Here is a 20,115-nt window from a genome sequence, read left to right as displayed (position 1 = left end):
AAATCCCAATGGTATTTGTATTGCTATTGGGGTTTGCAATGGAATTTAAGAAATGGAAAGTTTACTCGTCAACGTCAGTAAATACGCTTCTAGCCATCAAAAGTCGTCAATTGAAAACTTCATTACAGAAGCCTTCGCTTGGTTACTTCGCAATGATTTCGCTGTGAGAGAGGCAATCATGTCTCTTTTATTCAAGCAAGGGCAAGAGTGTGGTATCGAGATCCCGCATGTAGGCAATTCAGAACGCATTGATACGCAAGTTAACTTTGATGGTAAATATCCGGATATGCTTTGGGATTCTGCCGATAATACTTCTTGTTTGATATTTGAACATAAAGTTTGGTCGGAACTGCATGATGGACAGCTTTACAACTATCGTAAGTATGCTGAAGAAAAGCTCGCAAAATCATTTGCCATCGTGCTTATTACGGGTCACTCAGGACAACATAAACAGAATCCTGATCTTGCCTTGTGTTGGTATCAAGTTGCCGAAGCAATAGAAAAAATTGAGGTAGATAGTGAAAAAGGGCAATGGATTCGTAAAGAGTTCATTCAGCTATTGAGGAGTAATGGACTAGCTGAGTTTTCCCCATTAAACCCATTATCTATAGCCTATTACTATGACTCAAAGAAAATTGATAAACAGCTTTATGACATTGCCAAAATAACACTGAATAAACAGTGGCCCATACAGCAGTTAGACGGTGGCATTTCATACAACAAACCAGCATATCAACGCCACGTTGGAATCAATGAACGTTGTGGTCACTACGATTCTTGGGGGCGCATTGGATTGGAATTCAATAATGTCTCTAAAGAGTATTCTGAAGGTGGGTGGAATCCGGGAATATTCTGTGGCTTTCTAATTGATAGTGAAGACCATGCCACTCATGACTTAATGGAAAATGAACCGATAGCGGCACTCATCATAGACATCGATGAACCTATTCACTCAAAACTAACTGACAGCTCTCTATATAACGAGTTAGTTCGCGAATTAACGTTACCCAATGGGTGGAACTTAAGTAATCGTATTGTGGATAGCAAAAATGAAAATCCGTGGCATCCATTAATTATTTATCGGAATCTTTCTGATTTTATTGGGAACGCAACGACACTAGAGCAACAAGGTGAAGTGTTCTTTGAGCAAATGTCAGAACTTCAGAATGTATTGATTAATAGCCGTACTTTTTTTGTTTTTTGCGAAGAAATGCAAAAATCATATGAGGAGTCCTTATGATCACAGAAGACCAACTAGAACAGCTCTGCCTTGATTGGTTTACTGACCAAGGCTACCTATTCAAAAATGGTTACGACATCGCCCCTGATGGCGATTCCCCTGAGCGTGATGATTACCACCAAGTCGTGTTGAAACAGCGCTTGCTTGAGCGTTTAGAGGTATTAAACCCTGAACTACCACAAGAGAGCTTGGATGTGGTGGTGAATACGGTAAGTACGCCAGACACGCCAGTACTGATTAAAAGCAACCGCGCTTTCCACAAATACCTGATTGAAGGTGTACCTGTTGAGTACACCGTGTATGAAGACGGGGAAACGAAAACCAAGCACACCCACGCACGCTTAATGGATTTTACCAATCCAGATAACAACGAGTTTCTGGTGGTGAATCAGTTCACCATTACAGGAAAAAAAGGCAACCGTCGCCCTGATGTAGTGGTGTTCATTAATGGTTTGCCGATTGCGGTTATCGAGCTGAAAAACCCAGCCGACGAACATGCGGACATTTGGCATGCTTACAACCAACTGCAAACCTACAAAGATGAAATTCCTGATCTGTTTGTTTTCAACGAATCTTTGGTGGTGAGTGATGGTTGGACGGCGCGTGTTGGCTCTCTCACCGCAAACAAAGAACGTTTTTTACCATGGAAAACTGTTTCTGGTGAAGACGATAAACCGCTCTGGGATTATCAGCTTGAAACCATGGTTAAGGGTTTCTTCAAGCCTGATTTACTGCTTGATTACATTCGTTACTTTGTCTTGTTTGAAACTGACAACGACACTGTCATCAAGAAAATTGCTGGTTACCACCAGTTCCATGCCGTGCGAGCGGCAGTCGAAGCCACAGTGCGAGCGAAACAGGCCGATGGCGAACTGCCTTTAGTCGCTGAAAGCATGGGGCAATACCAAGTTCAAGCGACAAAAGGCTTAGATAAAATCAAGCCCGGAAGTGGTAAAGCGGGTGTGGTTTGGCATACGCAAGGCAGTGGTAAAAGTATCTCTATGGTTTGCTACGCAAGCAAACTATTGCAACAGCCTGCGATGAACAACCCAACGATTGTGGTGGTGACAGACCGTAATGATCTTGATGGTCAGCTTTTTAATACCTTTGGTATGGCGCATGAAACGCTTAAACAAGTGCCATCGCAAGCGGACGGGCGTGATAAACTGCGTGAGCTGCTGCTCTCTCGTCAATCTGGCGGCATCATCTTTACCACCATTCAAAAATTTGCCCTACTTGCTGAAGAAACAGAGCACCCAGTGTTATCAACGCGTGCCAACATCGTTGTGGTATCGGATGAAGCGCACCGCAGTCAGTACGGTAACAAATCAAAGTTAGTGGACGTTAAAGACGCTAATGGCAATGTCATCTCACAAAAGTTTGTTTATGGTTACTCCAAATACATGCGTGATGCGCTGCCAAATGCATCGTTCATTGGCTTTACGGGAACACCCATTGCCATGGACGACAAAGACACTCGTGGCGTATTTGGTGAGTACGTTTCTATCTATGATATTCAAGATGCGGTCGATGATGGTGCTACGGTGCCAATCTACTATGAGTCTCGCTTAGCCAAGCTTGATATCAACCAAGCTGAAATCGAGCAGCTTAATGACCAAATCGAAGATGAGATCGGTGAGGATGAAGAGACTGCGAGCCGTGAGAAAATCAAATCTCAATGGGCAACGCTTGAAAAGCTCGTCGGTGCTGAGCCACGTATCCAACAAGTAGCTCAGGACTTAGTGAATCACTTTACCACGCGTACCGAAACGTTTCCCGGCAAAGCCATGATTGTGGCGATGAGTCGTGAAATCTGTGTCGATCTCTACAATGCGATTGTTGCTATCAAGCCAGAGTGGCACAACGATGACCCTGCTAAAGGGGCTATCAAGATAGTCATGACAGGAAGCGCATCTGATAAACCTAAGATGCAGCCGCACATCCATGATAAGAAAACCAAGAAGCTCTTTGAGGCGCGATATAAAGATACTCAAGATGAACTTCAATTGGTGATTGTTCGTGATATGTGGCTAACAGGCTTTGATGCGCCGTGTTGCCATACCATGTATGTCGATAAGCCAATGAAAGGTCACAACCTGATGCAGGCTATCGCACGCGTAAACCGCGTTTTTAAAGACAAACCGGGCGGTCTGGTGGTTGACTATATCGGCATTGCTAATGAGCTTAAAAACGCACTCAAAACCTACACCAATAGCCAAGGTAAAGGGCAACCAACCGTCGATACTGCTGAAGCCTTTTCGGTACTGATGGAAAAGGTTGATATCGTTCGTGGCATGTTTGCGACTCCAGTTGATGGCAAGGTTTTTAACTATCGTCCTGACTTTGAAACTGATGCGCTGCGTTTACTGCCCGGTGCGGTAAACCATCTATCAGGTTTGTCACACACAGATAGCAAAGGCAAAGAAGTACGCGATGGCAAACGTCGATTCCTCGATGTGATGGCTGCGTTAGGTAAAGCGTATTCATTGTGTAATACCATGGATGAAACGCGTGGTTACAAGAACGAAATTGCCTTCTACTCTGCGATTAAAGCCGCGTTTATGAAGCACTCTACCGTTGATAAAAAGCGTACGGATGAAGAGCGCAATACGGCTTTGAAGCAGATCCTCGACAATGCTGTGATCGCTGATGGTGTTGATGATATTTTCTCAATGGTTGGTTTAGATAAGCCTAACATCGGTTTGCTTTCTGAAGAGTTCTTAGAAGACGTTAAGAACATGAAAGAAAAGAACCTTGCTGTTGAGCTGCTTGAGAAGCTGCTGCGTGATGAAGTCAAAGCTCGGATGAAGAACGATGTGGTGCAAGAGAAAAAATACTCAGACCGCATTTTGACGACATTAAACAAGTACCACAACCGTAGCATCGAAACAGCTCAGGTCATTGAAGAGCTAATTCAATGGGCAAAAGAGATGCAAGAAGATGCGGAGATGGTAGATAAGCTCAACCTTTCTGTGGATGAGATGGCGTTCTACCGTGCTTTGGTTGAAAACGAGTCCTCAGTTCGGGAGCTTGGCAACGATGATTTACGCAACTTAGCGATTGAACTTACTCAGCAACTTCGTAAATCTGCAACGGTTGACTGGCAAAAGCGCGAAAGCGTTCGCGCTCGTATGCGTAACCTAGTACGCCGACTGCTGCGTCGATGGAAATATCCACCTGATGCCGCAGAGGAAGCCATCAAGCTTGTGTTAGAACAAGCAGAGGTTCTAGCTGACGGCTGGTATAAGTAATAACAAAGGCAAGGTTTGTACCTTGCCTTTTGAATATCTATGCACTTTTCATTTGATTAAAAATCAACGAGCCGCTCTTTTCGGTCAAAAATAGTAATCAAAATGGAATAAATTAGAGCTAATGATCTAAGTAATTTCTGTCCAAAAATGAGCTAGTGAATCACTCTAGGGGTCAGTTTGGATATAGAGAATTATTGTACGGTAAGCCTGTTTTTTGAACAGGCTTACCTATAGCGATAGAGTGTACTCCCGCGCTATACGCCGTTTTCCGTGGATTTTGTTTAATCGGACAACCTAAATGCGATACAACTAAGGCGATAATTTAAAAGCGATAGACATTGGTACTAAATCAATCCCTTACAGCCTCTTATGGTTGAATAATGCACTAAACGTACAATAATGTCCGATCTCCAAACTGACCCCTTGCTGCTTAGTCTAGTTCACGCGCCAAAAACTCCGTCTCACGTGGATTTGGGCTAACGCGATTTTCCCCCAAAACGATTTTCGAACCCTGCTATTCGAGTCCTTTAGTTCAGCCAAGTGACCAATTTTTTTGATGATAGAAAGCATCTACTATTGCTTTACCAGTACAGAATGATAGAGGTTGAAATACCCTAAAAGATAAGTTTTGATGCATTAAAACCCAAAGATAATTGTACACATCTGAAGGTGTGTCATTGTGGTAATATCCTCAGAACGGAGCATGTTTACCTTATAACATGAACGCTGAATATGATGGCATTCTGGCGGAAAATCCTCTAATCCTGACAAGTCTTTAATGACTCACGCAACTTTAGTATTAATAAGTTTTCATAAATTTTCATAATTATTTGTTTTCAGTTCATATCCTTAATAATGGCTATTCATATCTTTACCATATAGTTACCTCATCGATAAAAACCTGTAAATATAAGGTGATATATGAATAAAAACTTTAAGTTAGTGCGATTAGCAATGCTATATGGTTTGTTATTTCCAACGATCCCCTTCGCTAATGCGGCCGAAGAAGGTGAAGTGTTTGGCGGTAAAATTAATGGGACTTTAACCTTTGCATCTGATTATGTTTTCCGAGGAGAATCAGAAACGCTGGATGCAGATGTTCCTGCAGTGCAAGGGACCTTGGGTTGGGGGAATCATGATGGTTGGTATGGGGGCGTTTTCGCTTCAAATATTAAATTTGCTGATCCAAATCTAGAGATAGTCACGGCACCATTTATTGGTAAAACAGGCGAAATTGCAGATAGTGGGCTCCAATATGATGTGATGGTATTTTCTTACCTCTATCCAGGTGCTTCTTATTCAAATTATACCGAGTTGTGGATTAAGATCGGTAAACAGTTTGGCCATGCAAATCTGCAATTTGAGGTCACTCCTACATTAGATGACTGGTTTGGCGTCGATGGGTGGCATGGCGTAAACTATGCTCTTCATCCTAGTTATGTATTTGATAATGGAATAAAGTTGTCCGCTAGTTTAGGTTACCAGAATTTAGAGGGCGAAGGTGCTGAAGGTTGGGGGCATTGGAATATGGGCGTGAGTAAGTCCTATGCGGGAATCAATTTTGATGTTCGTTATCATGGGAGTACTGTGGAAATGGACCATAAAGTTTATGGTGATCAAACTAAAATATTTGATGATCGTATCGTTGTAGGCGTGAGCAAAAGCTTTTAATTAAGCTTGTTTTTGTCATTAATGAAATGTGGATCTATTCATCCTATTTTTTAGAGGATAGTGGATCCATTTTATTTCAGTATATTATTCTGTACTCGTGTTATTTCTTGCCTAGCACCATCGGTAGAAATTAAAAAACATTAATTAAAATAAGCTCTTATTGATTTTTTGGTGAGAAATATGGTACATACAGAGTTTGCAAGTACGGTTCTTGTTGTTGATGATGAAGCTGTGATACGTGCTCGGCTAAAGGGATATTTTGAGCGAGAAGGTTATCGTGTGATTGAAGCTGCTGATGGCGAACAAATGTGGCAGCAATTCGCAAAGCAACACATTGATTTAGTTATGTTAGATGTTAATTTGCCAGGTACAGATGGCCTGAGTTTAGCTCGCGACCTTAGAAGTCGTTCAGATGTTGGTATTATATTAGTGACGGGGCGCGATGAGACCATTGACAAAATCATTGGCCTTGAAATGGGAGCCGATGATTATGTTACTAAACCTTTTGAATTAAGAGAACTTTTAGTTCGTGTTAAAAATTTGCTTTGGCGGATTTCTCTTGTAAAAAAAGCGCGTCTAGAGGTGTTGGCGGAATTGGAGGAACCCGATAATCAGCTTGTTTTTGATGTATATATTCTTGAATTAAACAGCAGAAAGCTTAAACGTGGTGATGAGGTTATTCGACTTACTAAAGCGGAATTTGAATTGCTGACTGCTTTTGCATTACATCCTCAACAAGTGCTTTCTCGAGAACGTTTAATGCAGCAAACAAGCCATCGTAATGATGATGTTAACGATAGAACTATCGATGTTATTATTCGCCGTTTACGTAATAAGCTCCATGCGGAGTTGTTTGTAACAGTGCATGGTGAAGGTTACTTATTTGCCTCTAAGGTCGAAGATTGATCTGGATTGACTCTATAAATGGGATAGAAATCTGCAGGAGCTAAGCTATTACTAAGTGTTTTTAGTGATATTTCTCCTTGTTTTAAGCCGCGTATTTGTGGCCCTATATCGCCAAAGGGTTTTGCACCTTCAAGTTCTTTTATGACAATATCTATCGCTAACTTGCCTTGCAGGACAACTTGGTCATCATTGCTGAAAACAACTTTATGACGATAAAGACCGCGCAGCGTTGCTGGTGAAAGATAGCTGCTCACGAGTTTGACCTGATTTGTCATTTTTGCCTGCTGTAGAGAACCTATCGCGGCCTCTATAGCGACTGCACTGCCAAGTATATAGTCAGGTACATGATCTTTCAGGAGGTTGTGTAGCTGCTCTCGATACAGGTCTCGATTGTTATCCGTGTGTCGAATGGATGAAACCTTAATGGGACTATTAGCTATCGCATCAATAATGCCTTGCTCGACCCAATCACTCCCTCCAACACTTTCAGGACCAGTTAGTAGTGCAAGTTTGACTGGATTCGGAGCAAGAGAGGTCACTGATTGAGTTATATAGTGCCCTGCAGTCCATCCCATTTGATACCAATTTACGCCAATACGAGTGTTAACTACTGGGCTGTCAAGTCGATTAACTAACGCAATTATGGGTTTGTTTATTTGTCCGTGATATTGATTGAGCAAAGCTGGGTCGACAGTACCAATTAAGATGGCATCAAATGGCTGCTTCAGACAATGTGCTAGTTGCTTTAATTGTTGGTCTTTTTTGTAATAGCTACCCGCTTCAAATAACTCTAAATTGATACCTAAATGTGAGGCCTGTGATATCAAACCATAATCAATGCCTATCCAATAGGCATCTTTTAGATGTGGGACTAACACACAAATCCGCCAAGGTTTTTGGGCTGTAGTTAATGCTTTATATTCAAAAATTCTTGTTTTCTGGATTTGGATATTAAAGGGGAAACGTTGTTCAACTGTCCAACTGGGTTGAGCAGTTGCCAATGGCGGAACTGTCCCTAAACAAGCTATGAGTGTATAAATAAGTTTTCGCATCTAATTGTCTCGAATTGGGTTTTTAATTGCTAAACCAAACGAGTCTGATGGTAACAGTTTGGGGAATGAATGTGGGTGTTTTATCTCTCTCTGGCAAAAGTTTAGTGAGCCGACTTATGTTTACGTTTTGCATTCTCGGACTGCTATTACTGTTGTTGGTTAGCCTTGGTAGTTTATCGCTCTATTGGGTAAAGCTTGCTGATGAGTATTTATATGAGAAGGCTTTACCCGCCTCTGAGGCCGCCCGTCAATTGATGCAGTCTTCTAATGGTTTACTCGATAATGCCCAAGGACTTGAGCGGGTGGAAGAGGAGGCTCAGCGTGCGTATATAGGTCGAAAACTTTCAATTGAAAGCACCAATTTGCTCACTGCAATCGATCGACTGAATTCCCTCAATGTCCACGTTAATGGTACTTTTAAAGATAAAGAGTTAGCTCTATTTGCCGGTGAGATCATTCATGAGTTATCTATGTTGGGTCGTCAAGTCGGTGAACGTTTGGCACTTACTCATCAGTTAAACAAGGCTGGACGTGCTCTTACTGAAGCTGCGAGTAAAAGTAATTTATTACTTGAAGCTGAACTTGCTGTAGTCGATTCAGCTATTTTGGCTAAGTTAAGTTTAGCATATCCGCAAGTGGCGGGTAATACGGCTAGCGCGCAGCTTTTGGATACCATTATTGAACAAGATTTGGATCTGCGTGAGCGTCTAAATCGGGGTTTAGTCTTAATTCATCACATCGCATTGGTAGGACAATTATTACAGTCCCCTGAGCAGCAGTTAGGTTTAAAAAATGTCTTGGCGAGTGTGCCAAGGGAACTCAATCAACTGACTATAATGCCTCTGGAATATTACGTGATGGACCCCAGTAGCGATAATGGTCCGAGAGCAACAAACGAAGCTACAATCGATAGGCAGATTGATTTGATGCCTCTTGAACTACTCAAAGGATTAGTTCGAGATCCCGTGCGAGCGATGGAGCTCGAACATGAGTTGTTAGCGTTAATGAACGTTAATTCTGGTTTGCGATTACAGCAGCAATATGGGCAGATTTTATCTCAGCAAAATAAGCAATTACAGCAGCTTACGGGCAAGTTAAGTTGGTTGAACAAATCCGTTGATAACGCGATGAAAGTTCAGCAAGATCAGGCGAATGATGCTCGTTACGAGTTTTTACAGCAACTGCTTTGGGCGAAATTTGGTTTATGGATGACGGGTATTTTGATGCTTATTATCATGATATTTGTTGTGTATCGAGTGATATATAAGGGGATTACGGTACGTTTGAGTGAAGCAACAATGGCATTATCACAATTAAGCCAAGGTAATACAGAGGTTGTGTTAGATCCACGAGGACATGACGAACTCACCGCCATGGCATCAGCAATTGAGGCTTTTAAGCAAAAGACGGCTCATAATCAGGCTTTATCTTTGGAGTTACAAGCTACCGCTTCAGAGCTATTCGCCCACAAGGCTTCCCTTGAAAGTACCGTGCTTGCTAGAACAATGGAACTTGCGGAGGCCAATAGTCAATTAGATGCCGAGGCAAAAGGGCATTCGGCTGCGCGAGAGATGGCGGAGCAAGCAAGTAAAGCTAAGTCGTTATTTCTCGCCACAATGAGCCATGAAATCCGAACACCATTAAATGGTTTATTGGGCACGTTAACCCTGTTGGGGCATTCACCATTACCGCCAGCACAAAAGCAAATGCTGGCCTTATCTCAGTACAGCGGTACCTTATTGCAAACAGTATTGAATGATATTTTAGATTTTTCCCGTTTAGAACAAGGTAAGTTAACGAATGAACCCAGACCAGTGGCATTGAATGAACTGCTTGATAAAGTGGTTGCGATTATGTTGGCTGGCGCTGGTTTATCTGGACTATCACTATCGTTAGTCAAAGAGAATTTACCCGAGTGGGTCAATTTAGACGGCCCTAAGCTGCGACAAGTTTTGTTTAATCTCCTTGGAAATGCGATTAAGTTTACGCAAAAAGGAGACGTTGAGCTTCGAGTATTCGCCGTTGATCAACAGCTACACTTTGAAATTATGGATACCGGAGTGGGTATTAATGAGTCTGTGATGGGGCAATTATTTGTTGCCTACAGTGCTCAACCTAACCAAGGCAGAACCAGAGGAACAGGGCTTGGATTAGCGATTTGTAAAGAATTAGTCGCATTGATGAATAATGTTGATACTTTAACCCAGTGTATTTGGGTGCAAAGTCAAGTTGCGAAGGGGTCCACATTTGGTTTTAGTTTACCATTAACTCTTTGTCAGCAAGTAGACCGGCCTTCACCAGCGGTATTACCAAAGGTTTTACCTAAATGTATTTTGGTGATTGAGGATAATAAGGTCAATGCAATGATAGCTCAGGGTTTTTTAGCTCATCTTGGGCATCAGTCTATCTTGGCTGAAAGCTGTGCTGAAGCGAGAGCCTTATATCGTCAAGATAATGCTTCGCACTTTGATGGTATCCTGCTTGATATTCAACTTAGTGATGGTTCTGGTTTAGTGCTATTGCCTGAGTTAAAGCTAATTGCCAGTAAAGCGCATTTGGAAATTAGTGTTATGGCATTTACTGCGCAAGTTCAAGATGAAGATATTAAAGCCTATCAAACATCAGGTTTTGATGGAGTATTAGAAAAACCCTTAAATATGGATTCACTAGCACTGTGGGTCGGTGTTGCTTCTGGGGAGCAGCTTCAACCTAAGGTGCCCCCGAGTGAAGAGCAATCTATATCTGATTTGGGGTCGACACTTGGATTCGATATTTCTCATGGCCCTCTATTAAATGAACTGCAGATTAATCAAGACGTAACGTATTTAGGGAGCGCTGCGTTATGGGAAATGTTAGAACTTTTTAAAATGAGTAGTACAGAGCAAATACGTCTTATGGAAGAACAGAACAATGATCCCGGGCCTCTCTTGCATGCACTTAAAGGCAGTAGTGCCAGTTTAGGTTTGGTGACTATGTATCAGTTGTGCAAGCAACTTGAAGATCAAGGAATTGATAAAGAATCATATTTACTGCTTGTTAAAGTATGGCAGGCATCAATGAGTGCATTTGAAGAAAAATTAAATTTCGTATCATAATATGAAGATTTGTGCCGCCTTAGGGAAGGCAGATCTAACTACTGAAGTCAAAACACTGAATATATTCAGTGTTTTGACTTCAGTTTAGCATTTGGACAAAAGAAGACTCGGAGGTATTAGCTGTGAGCCGCGAGTCCTTCGCAGTCGCTGGCAACCCAAGTTTGAGTCAAGTTACAAACTGCGGTGTAGAATTTCCCTGTATCGAGAGCGGTTACTTTATCTGTAAAAGTCGGTAACCAAGTGTTGAGATATTGGCTGATAAAAACGAGCTGGTTTTTATTATTACTGATACATGTTTGATGGGCTGCATAAGCTAAGATCACGGCAATATGGTCTGCAGGTTCAGGAAACTCACTTCGAACCATCAGTTGGCTATGCTGCAAATAGCTTTGCATTTTCTGATGTTGTTCACCAAATAACAACACTTCACTCTGACCGACAATATTGTTATTCAAATATAAACTGGCATATGGGCTAGTGCTATGTTTAGTGCCGACTAAGAATAATCCACAGTAATCTGCTGCAAGTTCTAATAATGCTGTTTCTGTGTTCAACTGATCAATGAAAGACTTCAGAGTTAAAATATCTTCAGTGAAGAGAGGATTAGTTTCTAAATAGCTCAAGAAAGCTTGCGCTTCAGTTGTTGTTAGTTCTTGTAATAGCTGATGGTCTAATTCTTTAGCAAATAGCCTAGAGAGTAATGTATACACCATTGAACGACCTTGATTTACTGGTGTGTTATATTGAGGAGATTTATTCATCTTCGTTATCTCTTTTGAGCTAATTTCGATTGTAAGTTAAAGCACCATGATGACAATCTGGTGCTTTTTTATGCTTAGCAATTAGATTAGCGTTTCAATTGGGCCACTGAAAGCACTGACTTCTGGAATTTTTCCTTGGTACTTCTCAAACTCTACTAAGCAAGTGTAAGCAGAGCATGCTTGGGCTAACTTTGAAGTGCCAAGATCTTGCGTTAAGGTGTTTGGGTCGCCGTAACTGCATAAAGCACCTATTTCATTTCCCCCTTGTTTACTACCATCTTTACCAACGGGACCATACCAAGCACCTTCGTGGATTCGAATTATGCCACGGGGAAAACTATCCGAGACCACTGCTCCAGCTAGTAGTTGACCACGATCATTAAAGACTCGCACAAGATCTCCATCCTTAATCCCACGTTGTTTGGCATCGATTGGGTTTAAATACACTGGTTCACGGCCTTGAACTGTGTAAGTTTCACGATATTGTTGTGATTCACACATTTGTGAATGCAAGCGCTTATCAGGGTGGCAAGACTGCATCCACATTGGATACTTATCTGAGCCGGGTCCACCGTGACTACGTTCAGTCTTCTCCATCCACATTGGATGACCAGGGCAGTCATCATAGTTATACTGGGCAATTTTACGACTGAATATTTCAATCAAACCCGATGGTGTACCTAAAGGGTTCATTTCAGGATCCGTTCTGAAGTCAGCATGGCGTGTCCATGGCTGTCCTTCACCAAAGTGAACATAACCATCTTTCCAGAAAGCCTCAAAATCTGGCATATTAAATTTACCCAAATTATCGGCTTTACAGTCGTTATAGAGCTTTTGGAGCCAATCAAACTCAGACATGCCTCGGGTATATTCGTTTTCTTTACCTAAGAGTTTTGCAAAACGAGTGAAAATTTCAAAATCTGATAAGCTATCAAATAATGGCTCTACCATTTTATGCATTGCTAAAATACCGCGGTTAGCGTAGCTGCCATAAACATCTAAGTCGTTGCGTTCAAAGGTTGTGCAAGCAGGCAAAACAATATCTGAAAAACGGCAGGTGGCAGTCCAGTTCATATCTATAGTGACAACACACTCTAGCTTTTGAAACGCAAGCTTCATTTTATTTCTATCTTGATGATGGCTCCAAGGGTTGTTACCGGAAAATACCATCATTTTAATGTCGGGATATGTTACTTTGGCTCCGTTTGCATCAATAGTTTTGCCTGGCTCCAATATTGCATCGACCCAACGAGCCACTGGAATCGTATTACTTGCCCCTTTAAAATCATTACTATCAAATAGCGGTTTTTGACCTTCATCTAAGTTACGTGGAAAAGCGCCTGGTGCTGCTGCACCCGATGACGGTACACCAATGCTTGAATAGTGGTGTCCATAGCTAATTCCACCACCAGGTAAACCAATTTGACCAATCATAGTCGCTAACACCGCGGCCATCCAATATGGTTGCTCACCGTGTTGTTGACGCTGAATGCACCAGCCCATCATGATCTGAGTGCGGCCTTGGGTCATTACTTTGGCTAAATCTCGGATGATTTCAGGGCTAACTCCCGATATCTGACTCGCCCATTCAGGTGTTTTGGCTAAGCCATCAGACTCCCCTAATAAATAGGGTAAAAATTGCTCAAAACCTAAACTGTAACCTTGGATGAATTCAGCATCGTGCCACTTTTTAGTGACTATTTCGTGAGCAATTCCAAGCATGAGTGCCACATCGGTTTGTGGATTGACATAGAGTTGTTCGCACTCAAGGTATTTTTGAGTTTTGGTCTCAACAGGATCAATGCTTATCACGCGGATCTTACCCTGACGAACTTTTTCTTTCAGTTGGGCAAGATAGGCAAATGACTCATGTGTTTCTGCGTTCCAGCCTACTTGCAGATTTTTATAGGGATCATTTGACCATAAGATGATGGTGTTAGATTGCTCAAGAATTAATGGCCATGAGGTTCCTTGGGCATACACCTCAGTAGAACCTAAAATGTAAGGCAAAATCGTTTGGCCAGCACCAGTTGAGTAATCACCAATTTTTTTGACAAAATTTCCATGCATGCCTACTGCACGCTGCATGTGACTCGTGCTTGAGTGAAGTTGACCCGTAGCACGCCATCCGGTTTGTCCTGCATGAAGACCGGATGGGCCATATTGGGTCTGGATTTCATCGAGGGACTCTTTGAACAGAGTTAAAGCTTTATCCCAAGTAACGCGTACAAATCGAAAATCCCCACGTTGTTTAGTATCACTTTTATGGCCTTTTAATAAAAAGTCTAATCTCACCATAGGGTAACGAATACGGGATGGATTGTAGACAAGCCCCTTAACACCATTCATCATATCTGTTGGATATTGATCTAAATCAAAAGGGATGACTTGGTCAATAACACCGTTTTTACGCTTAATTTTAAATGCACCAAAATGTGACCCCGTTGTTAGCCAGTCATCACTAGCCTTCGAGCCAGAGGTGGCAAATGCATTAAGAGGAGTCAATACAGATCCACTGCTCAGACCAATATATGAGGTGGCCGCTAAACCCTTAAGGAATTCTCTTCTGTTCATGTTGGTATCCTGTTAGTGCGCTGACTTATCGAAAGTTGATGAATGCTCTTGCAAGTATTTCTGCACTAATGCTTGAGTATCTTGATCCATATTGACGAACGCAATCATGCCTTGAAACATTCCTGGCCAAGTATTGGCATCAAAGTGAGCTTCTGCGGGTTGGGTATGGCATACACTACAGCTACTTGAATATGTGTTACGGGCATAGTCCCAAAGTGGCTGTAGATCTTTCATTAAGTAGTCAGCGTCAGTCCAAATTTGAGCTTCGACTCTTTGCCATGTCAAGCCTGTCATTGGGTCTTCTTTTTCTTCAAAAATCGCTATAACACCATCTTCAACTGCAGCATCTTTTGAAAGTTGAGCAGAGAGAATGTTAAGTCCGAAATCAAAATAGATAACGCGACCAGCCCCTATTTTTTTTCGCCAACCATTAATGCCAATTTTGATGCGGTTAGCGTTGGTTTCTAACACGGTGACTTGTGTGGCAATGTTTAAGGTGCCAGCTTCAACATCTGTTTTTTCATTAAAATAAAGGGGCTTAGTTAAAGCCGTAAAGTAACTTTCACCCACGACTAAACTGGTTTCCCCTGAGCCGACCTGGGCAATCAGTTCTGGTGCGCGGGACGTGCCCATATCGGGAAGCTTATGGGCGATACCTTTATGGCAATCAATACAACTTTGATCGATTTCGGCAGCACGTTTCATTTGCTTTTGTGCCAATGTAGACATCTCATCCCATTTCATTGAATTGTAGTTATGGCAGTTTTTACACGCTAAGGAATTGTCACGATCGAAGCGTTTCCATTCTCGACTGGCCATTTCTAAACGCTTTGCTTCAAATTTTTCATCTGTGTTTACGGTCTGTAATAGCCAACCCCACATATCATGGGATGCTTCAATCTTACGGCCAATTTTTCGGCTCCAATTATGTGGGACATGGCAGTCAGGGCATGTTGCGCGGACTCCGGAATGATTTGACCAATGTACTGTTTGTTGTAGCTCTTGATATGGTTTGCTTTCCATACTGTGGCAGCTGATACAAAACTCTTCAGTGTTGGTCATTTCAAGCGCAGTATTAAAACCACCCCAAAAAATAATTCCCATTAAAAAAGCTGATAGGCTAATAGAGCCTAAGGTAAGGTATTTGGCTGGTTTGTTCAGAGTGTGCCAAATGTTAATAAACCATTTCATAAGAGCATCCTTTAAAGATTGACTAATGGGTTGCGTGAGGATTAGTGAGCGACCACGCCACCGAATGCTTGGATCATCCAAATGACAAAACCATAAGCGCTAATGCCTGTGGCAGTGATGATTGGAAATAGCAAAAAAATGATGAATCCAAGAGCTTTTAACTCTCTGGATTTTATGTTTTTTGGTGTTTCAGCCAAATCTTTTACTGTCATGACTTACTCTCTAATAAATTATCAATATGAGAGATCATAAGGGAAGGGTGTTAATGGCCGTCATGCAGAAAATGAACAGAATTCGATAAGATGTGAAAGATTATGAATAGGTATTTTAGGCGGCAAGATGGATGATTTATCTTAACGGTGTTGCGGATTAGGTGTTTCAGTGAAATGTTGTAATGATCCCAAGTTTATTAGCCAATTAGGTCATTTATTGATAAACAGGTTTACCTCATCTAATGATTTTTTCATTGCTTTGACACTCATAAATTCTTTTGCAAGCTTCCAACGACGATGACATAACGATCTGAAATAAAGGCGTTAATAAAATAATGCAAGCGTAACTTCGGTGTAGCGTTAATCATAGAATAAATATTCTGATTTTATACTCATAAACATAAGCTTGTAAAATAGGAGAGGTCCAACAATATGGGTCATCTTGATACACTCTCCGCCCTGAATGGCGGAGTATGTTCATGTTACTTTTAGGCTAAATAACCTAAAGTCTGTAAGATCCGCACTACATCCTTATCTATATGTTTATAAAAATTATATAAACCGGTGCAGAGATAATTGAGTCCTGTCTCACCTTGAAGTGTTTTTATTAAACGATTTTTAGGGCATTCTCCCCAACATAGTGCTAAATAATCACACTTTTTGCATTGGCTTGGCAGAGTATTGCATTTGGCCATGCCAAACTGGACTTGCTTATCAGAAAATGCGATATCCCCAAGGTGAGTTTTAGTAATATTGCCAACAAGAAAGTCAGAATAAACAAAGTGATCGCAAGAAAATACGTCGCCATTGTGTTCGAGAGCGAGGGCTTTGCCACAATATTCTGCCTGAGTACAAGTCTGAGCTGGCATTCCAGCGGCTTGAGCAATGGTGGTTTCAAACAAGTTCACATGTATTCGGCCAAAATCGGTACTTAACCATTCGTCCCATACACTTTTTAAGAATTCGCCATAATCATCAGGGTCGACTGACCAATCCGTGACAATAGAAAGCGGATGACCAGGGCGGGCACGCGGTGAGTTTTGTACTGGGGCATTGGCTGCCTCTAGTTTTGTAGGTGCAGTCTTTTTAAATTCGATGGGTTCAACAACAGGCGTAAATTGGACCCGCCAAGTTCCGAGTTGGTCAGCCAGAAAGCGATACACTTCCTTTGGATATCTCACATTTGTTCTATTAACGACACACAGTGCAGCAAAGGAAACATCGTTATCCTTTAGCAGCTTTGCAGCAGCCATTACTGCATCGAAAGTGGGTTTGCCACTGCGGGTTTTTCGGTAAATATTGTGTAGGTCTCGTGGACCATCGATTGATAAGCCTACATGAAATTTATGCTCTTTTAGAAAGCTAACCCATTCTTTATTTAATGCTATGCCATTAGTTTGTAGGTCATTATTAATAGTTTGAGTAAGCGTCCATTTTAGGACGTCCTATTCCCACTTAAGATCGCGCGATAAGCTGTGCACTCATCATTACAGGAGAGTGATATGGCAAAGCGAGCTTACCGCAACGCTGCACAATGGCAGCAATTAATCGACTTATGGCACACATCAGAGCTGAGCATCACTGAGTTTTGCCAAACCCATCAACTGAGCACCATGTCATTTTATAAATGGCGGCAACGTCTATCACCACAAACTGAGCAAGCTAATGTGCACCAGGATACACCGTTTATCGATTTATCCGCGCTTGCACATCACGGTAACACCCGCTGGCATATCGTCTTGTCACTGGGCAATGGCGTTGAACTTACCCTTAGCCAGCAATAATGTTTATCCCTGCTGCCAACCAAAAAATCTGGCTGTGCACCACACCCGTGGATATGCGTAAATCCTTTAACGGTTTAAGTGCCCTGGTGCGCAATAAACTTTGCCATAATCCACAAAGCGGCCAGTACTTTGTGTTTATCAATGCCCGCAAAACCCAGATGAAGGTGTTGTACTTCGAAAGCTCAGGCTATTGTGTCTGGGCTAAGCGCCTCGAGCAAGGCCAGTTTCCGGTGAAACCGCATCCGAGTGGGATCCAATCACTCACCGGTTGCACCCTGCAAATGATCGTTGACGGAATTACCGTACTTCGCCAGAAACAAGCGAAGCGCTATGGGCAGTCAATCGCTTGATAAGTCTGTATAATTGACGCTATGAAAATCAAGCCTTCATCCTCATCCAACGTGGCAGCGGACGCCGAGACACGGGTTAATTTGACCAGTGAAATCGCGCGCCTGCAGAGTTTGTTGCAACAGGCTTCTGCAGAGAATCAGGCCTGGTCAGAAAAGTACGGCAAGCTGGAAACTGAGCATGCGTCATTGCGCGAAACCTTCGCAGGCATTCAGCAACGCTTAGCCTGGTTTGAGAAGCAGTTGTTTGGTCAGAAGTCAGAAAAGCGCGCCTTGGAATTGGGTATGCAGTTAAGCTTACTGGGCGATATGGTGCCAGCACTGGCCCAACCCGAAGGTGAAACCGAATATACCACCTACACCCGCAGAAAAGGCAAACAGCGCCCGGATGATTGCGTTAATGACAGTGGTTTGCGATTTAACGATAACGTACCGGTGAAAGTGATTACGCTGATACCAGACGAGTTAAAAGGGGAAGATGCCGACCAGTATGAAGTGATTGGCGTAAAAAGCACCTTCCGCTTAGCACAGCGCCCAGCGAGCTTCGACGTGCTGCGCTATGACCGGCAAATCATCAAACACAAAGACAGCGACACTATCCTGCCAAGCGCAGCGCCGTTCAATGTGCTGGATAAAAGCGTGGCGGATGTGAGCTTTATCGTCGGCATGTTGGTGGATAAATTCCAATACCACTTGCCGCTGTATCGCCAACACCAGCGCTTAGCCGCAGCGGGCATTACTTTAAGCCGCAGCACACTGGGCACCATCGTGGCACGCGGTATTGATTTACTCTATCCGATTGTGGATGCGATGCTGACCAGCATCTTACAAAGCCAGGTGCTGGCAATGGACGAGACGCCGATTAAAGCAGGCAAAGCAGGCCCGGGCAAAATGAAGCAAAGTTACTTCTGGCCGGTGTATGGTGATAAGGATGAAATTGTTTTTACCTTCTCCACCAGCCGCGGGCGGCAACATATAGAAGAGATATTAAAACATCGCTTTAAAGGGACTTTATTAAGCGATGGCTACAGCGCCTATGCCAGTTATATAAAAGCGAATGAGGGCTTAACCCATGCCCAGTGCTGGGTGCACAGTCGCCGGCAATTTATTGCAGCCGAAAACAGCTGGCCACAACCGGCCAAAGAAGCGATAAGCCTAATCGCCAAGCTGTATGAGATAGAAGAGACTATCCGAAACCAAAAGCTCACGGATGACAAAAAACGCCAATACCGGCTTGCGCACAGTAAACCGGTGGTTGACCGCTTCTTTACGTGGTGTGATGACACCCTGCATAACCTGACGCTGCTGCCAAAAGACCCCCTCTACAAAGCGATTGGCTATGTACAAAGCAAAGAAATGGCACTGCGTGTCTTCTTAGAAGACCCCGATGTGCCGCTGGATACAAACCATCTGGAGCGGGCGCTCAGGCCCATACCCATGGGGAGAAAAAATTGGTTGTTCTGTTGGACAGAAATCGGTGCTGAGCATGTTGGCGTTATCCAAAGCCTGATAGTCACTTGTCGATTGCATGATATCAATGTAAACGATTATCTGACCGATGTACTGCTACGTATCAGCCAACACCCTGCCAGCCTGGTACATGAACTGACGCCACGGTATTGGAAAACCCAGTTCGCCGATAATCCACTGCGTTCAGACCTCTTTGCTTTACCCGCCACTTCGGTAGAATAGCCTCCAGACGGAGGCGATATGCGCATAGAAGACCTAACCTTAGACGAATTACATGACCTGAACGAGCTAATCTGCAAGCGGATAGACTACTTACGTTTGCAAAACGACATCAATGTTCTAAGCCAGCTACGTTTAGGCCAAAAAGTCCACTTCAAGGCCAAAGAAGGCCAAGTGTTCGGCGTGGTTATCAAAATCAACAAGAAATCAGTGATGGTGGTCAGCGATGATAACCGCCAGTGGAAAATCCCACCAGGACTGGTGCAGATCCTGAAAGACATCTAGCCAGGATGCTTGGCCGAAATCTATAAGGCGTCAATACGTCCTAAAATGGACGCTTAC

At 42.8% G+C, this 20,115-nt stretch carries 15 protein-coding genes; 9 read left to right on the top strand and 6 right to left on the bottom strand.

Annotated elements, in window-relative coordinates; all coding sequences use genetic code 11:
• Positions 1–52 precede the first annotated feature (52 nt).
• The 4 genes from L5M49_RS22640 (at position 53) to torR (ending at position 7,068) form a co-directional block, all read left to right on the top strand.
• Positions 53–1,240 (top strand): PD-(D/E)XK nuclease family protein, encoded by a 1,188-nt coding sequence (locus L5M49_RS22640; RefSeq protein WP_259565166.1) that lies wholly within the window; start codon positions 53–55, stop codon positions 1,238–1,240.
• Positions 1,237–4,491 carry a type I restriction endonuclease subunit R gene (locus L5M49_RS22635; protein ID WP_259565165.1) on the top strand — a complete coding sequence of 1,085 codons (3,255 nt, stop codon included), beginning with the start codon at positions 1,237–1,239 and terminating at the stop codon, positions 4,489–4,491. Before L5M49_RS22640 ends, L5M49_RS22635 begins: the two co-directional genes overlap by 4 nt.
• 954 nt (positions 4,492–5,445) lie before the next feature.
• Complete coding sequence (locus L5M49_RS22630; RefSeq protein ID WP_263266869.1) at positions 5,446–6,162, top strand: TorF family putative porin; 717 nt, start codon at positions 5,446–5,448, stop codon at positions 6,160–6,162.
• 180 nt (positions 6,163–6,342) lie between these two features.
• On the top strand, positions 6,343–7,068 hold the full coding sequence (gene torR / locus L5M49_RS22625) for a two-component system response regulator TorR (protein WP_263266866.1): 726 nt from the start codon (positions 6,343–6,345) through the stop codon (positions 7,066–7,068).
• Here torR and torT read toward each other — a convergent pair.
• Positions 7,038–8,120, bottom strand: coding sequence for a TMAO reductase system periplasmic protein TorT (gene torT / locus L5M49_RS22620; protein ID WP_263266865.1), 1,083 nt, complete (start codon positions 8,118–8,120; stop codon positions 7,038–7,040). The two genes, torR and torT, sit on opposite strands and share 31 nt — an antisense overlap.
• Positions 8,121–8,236: 116 nt before the next feature.
• On the opposite strand from torT, the gene torS reads away from it, so the two are divergent.
• Positions 8,237–11,215 carry a TMAO reductase system sensor histidine kinase/response regulator TorS gene (gene torS, locus L5M49_RS22615; RefSeq protein WP_411569117.1) on the top strand — a complete coding sequence of 993 codons (2,979 nt, stop codon included), beginning with the start codon at positions 8,237–8,239 and terminating at the stop codon, positions 11,213–11,215.
• A gap of 116 nt (positions 11,216–11,331) precedes the next feature.
• On the opposite strand, the gene torD is transcribed toward torS, so the two are convergent.
• From torD to L5M49_RS22590, 5 genes are all read right to left on the bottom strand, one after another.
• Positions 11,332–11,976, bottom strand: coding sequence for a molecular chaperone TorD (gene torD, locus L5M49_RS22610; protein ID WP_263266864.1), 645 nt, complete (start codon positions 11,974–11,976; stop codon positions 11,332–11,334).
• Positions 11,977–12,057: 81 nt separating this feature from the next.
• Positions 12,058–14,550, bottom strand: coding sequence for a trimethylamine-N-oxide reductase TorA (gene torA, locus L5M49_RS22605; RefSeq protein ID WP_263266863.1), 2,493 nt, complete (start codon positions 14,548–14,550; stop codon positions 12,058–12,060).
• Between the two features lie 12 nt (positions 14,551–14,562).
• Positions 14,563–15,741, bottom strand: coding sequence for a pentaheme c-type cytochrome TorC (torC, locus tag L5M49_RS22600; protein ID WP_168826239.1), 1,179 nt, complete (start codon positions 15,739–15,741; stop codon positions 14,563–14,565).
• Positions 15,742–15,782: 41 nt separating this feature from the next.
• The gene (locus L5M49_RS22595) at positions 15,783–15,953 is read right to left on the bottom strand and encodes a periplasmic nitrate reductase, NapE protein (RefSeq protein WP_168826241.1); all 171 of its coding nucleotides are present in this window, start codon (positions 15,951–15,953) and stop codon (positions 15,783–15,785) included.
• Positions 15,954–16,441: 488 nt separating this feature from the next.
• Positions 16,442–17,368, bottom strand: coding sequence for an SPASM domain-containing protein (locus L5M49_RS22590; protein ID WP_411569118.1), 927 nt, complete (start codon positions 17,366–17,368; stop codon positions 16,442–16,444).
• A gap of 87 nt (positions 17,369–17,455) precedes the next feature.
• On the opposite strand from L5M49_RS22590, the gene tnpA reads away from it, so the two are divergent.
• From tnpA to L5M49_RS22570, 4 genes are read left to right on the top strand one after another with little or no spacing between them, the layout of a single operon-like run.
• Complete coding sequence (gene tnpA, locus L5M49_RS22585) at positions 17,456–17,737, top strand: IS66 family insertion sequence element accessory protein TnpA (RefSeq protein WP_113851620.1); 282 nt, start codon at positions 17,456–17,458, stop codon at positions 17,735–17,737.
• A complete protein-coding gene (gene tnpB / locus L5M49_RS22580; protein ID WP_014610304.1) occupies positions 17,737–18,087 on the top strand; it encodes an IS66 family insertion sequence element accessory protein TnpB in 351 nt (116 codons plus the stop codon). The genes tnpA and tnpB overlap by 1 nt, the downstream gene beginning before the upstream one ends.
• 21 nt (positions 18,088–18,108) lie before the next feature.
• Positions 18,109–19,776: an IS66-like element ISSpu21 family transposase gene (locus L5M49_RS22575; RefSeq protein WP_101057747.1), complete on the top strand. Its 1,668-nt coding sequence runs from the start codon at positions 18,109–18,111 to the stop codon at positions 19,774–19,776.
• A gap of 18 nt (positions 19,777–19,794) precedes the next feature.
• Positions 19,795–20,058 carry a transposase gene (locus L5M49_RS22570; protein WP_263256105.1) on the top strand — a complete coding sequence of 88 codons (264 nt, stop codon included), beginning with the start codon at positions 19,795–19,797 and terminating at the stop codon, positions 20,056–20,058.
• Positions 20,059–20,115: the final 57 nt, after the last annotated feature.

The organism is Shewanella sp. SM74 (genome assembly GCF_025653725.1).
Taxonomy (GTDB): Bacteria; Pseudomonadota; Gammaproteobacteria; order Enterobacterales; family Shewanellaceae; genus Shewanella; species Shewanella oncorhynchi.
This window is presented reverse-complemented; position numbering and strand designations above follow the sequence as displayed.

Coding starts and splice junctions, on each gene's coding strand:
- L5M49_RS22640 (WP_259565166.1), top strand. CDS start 53: ATGGAAAGTTTACTCGTCAACGTCAGTAAATACGCTTCTAGCCATCAA.
- L5M49_RS22635 (WP_259565165.1), top strand. CDS start 1,237: ATGATCACAGAAGACCAACTAGAACAGCTCTGCCTTGATTGGTTTACT.
- L5M49_RS22630 (WP_263266869.1), top strand. CDS start 5,446: ATGCTATATGGTTTGTTATTTCCAACGATCCCCTTCGCTAATGCGGCC.
- torR (WP_263266866.1), top strand. CDS start 6,343: ATGGTACATACAGAGTTTGCAAGTACGGTTCTTGTTGTTGATGATGAA.
- torT (WP_263266865.1), bottom strand. CDS start 8,120: ATGCGAAAACTTATTTATACACTCATAGCTTGTTTAGGGACAGTTCCG.
- torS (WP_411569117.1), top strand. CDS start 8,237: ATGTTTACGTTTTGCATTCTCGGACTGCTATTACTGTTGTTGGTTAGC.
- torD (WP_263266864.1), bottom strand. CDS start 11,976: ATGAATAAATCTCCTCAATATAACACACCAGTAAATCAAGGTCGTTCA.
- torA (WP_263266863.1), bottom strand. CDS start 14,550: ATGAACAGAAGAGAATTCCTTAAGGGTTTAGCGGCCACCTCATATATT.
- torC (WP_168826239.1), bottom strand. CDS start 15,741: ATGAAATGGTTTATTAACATTTGGCACACTCTGAACAAACCAGCCAAA.
- L5M49_RS22595 (WP_168826241.1), bottom strand. CDS start 15,953: ATGACAGTAAAAGATTTGGCTGAAACACCAAAAAACATAAAATCCAGA.
- tnpA (WP_113851620.1), top strand. CDS start 17,456: ATGGCAAAGCGAGCTTACCGCAACGCTGCACAATGGCAGCAATTAATC.
- tnpB (WP_014610304.1), top strand. CDS start 17,737: ATGTTTATCCCTGCTGCCAACCAAAAAATCTGGCTGTGCACCACACCC.
- L5M49_RS22575 (WP_101057747.1), top strand. CDS start 18,109: ATGAAAATCAAGCCTTCATCCTCATCCAACGTGGCAGCGGACGCCGAG.
- L5M49_RS22570 (WP_263256105.1), top strand. CDS start 19,795: ATGCGCATAGAAGACCTAACCTTAGACGAATTACATGACCTGAACGAG.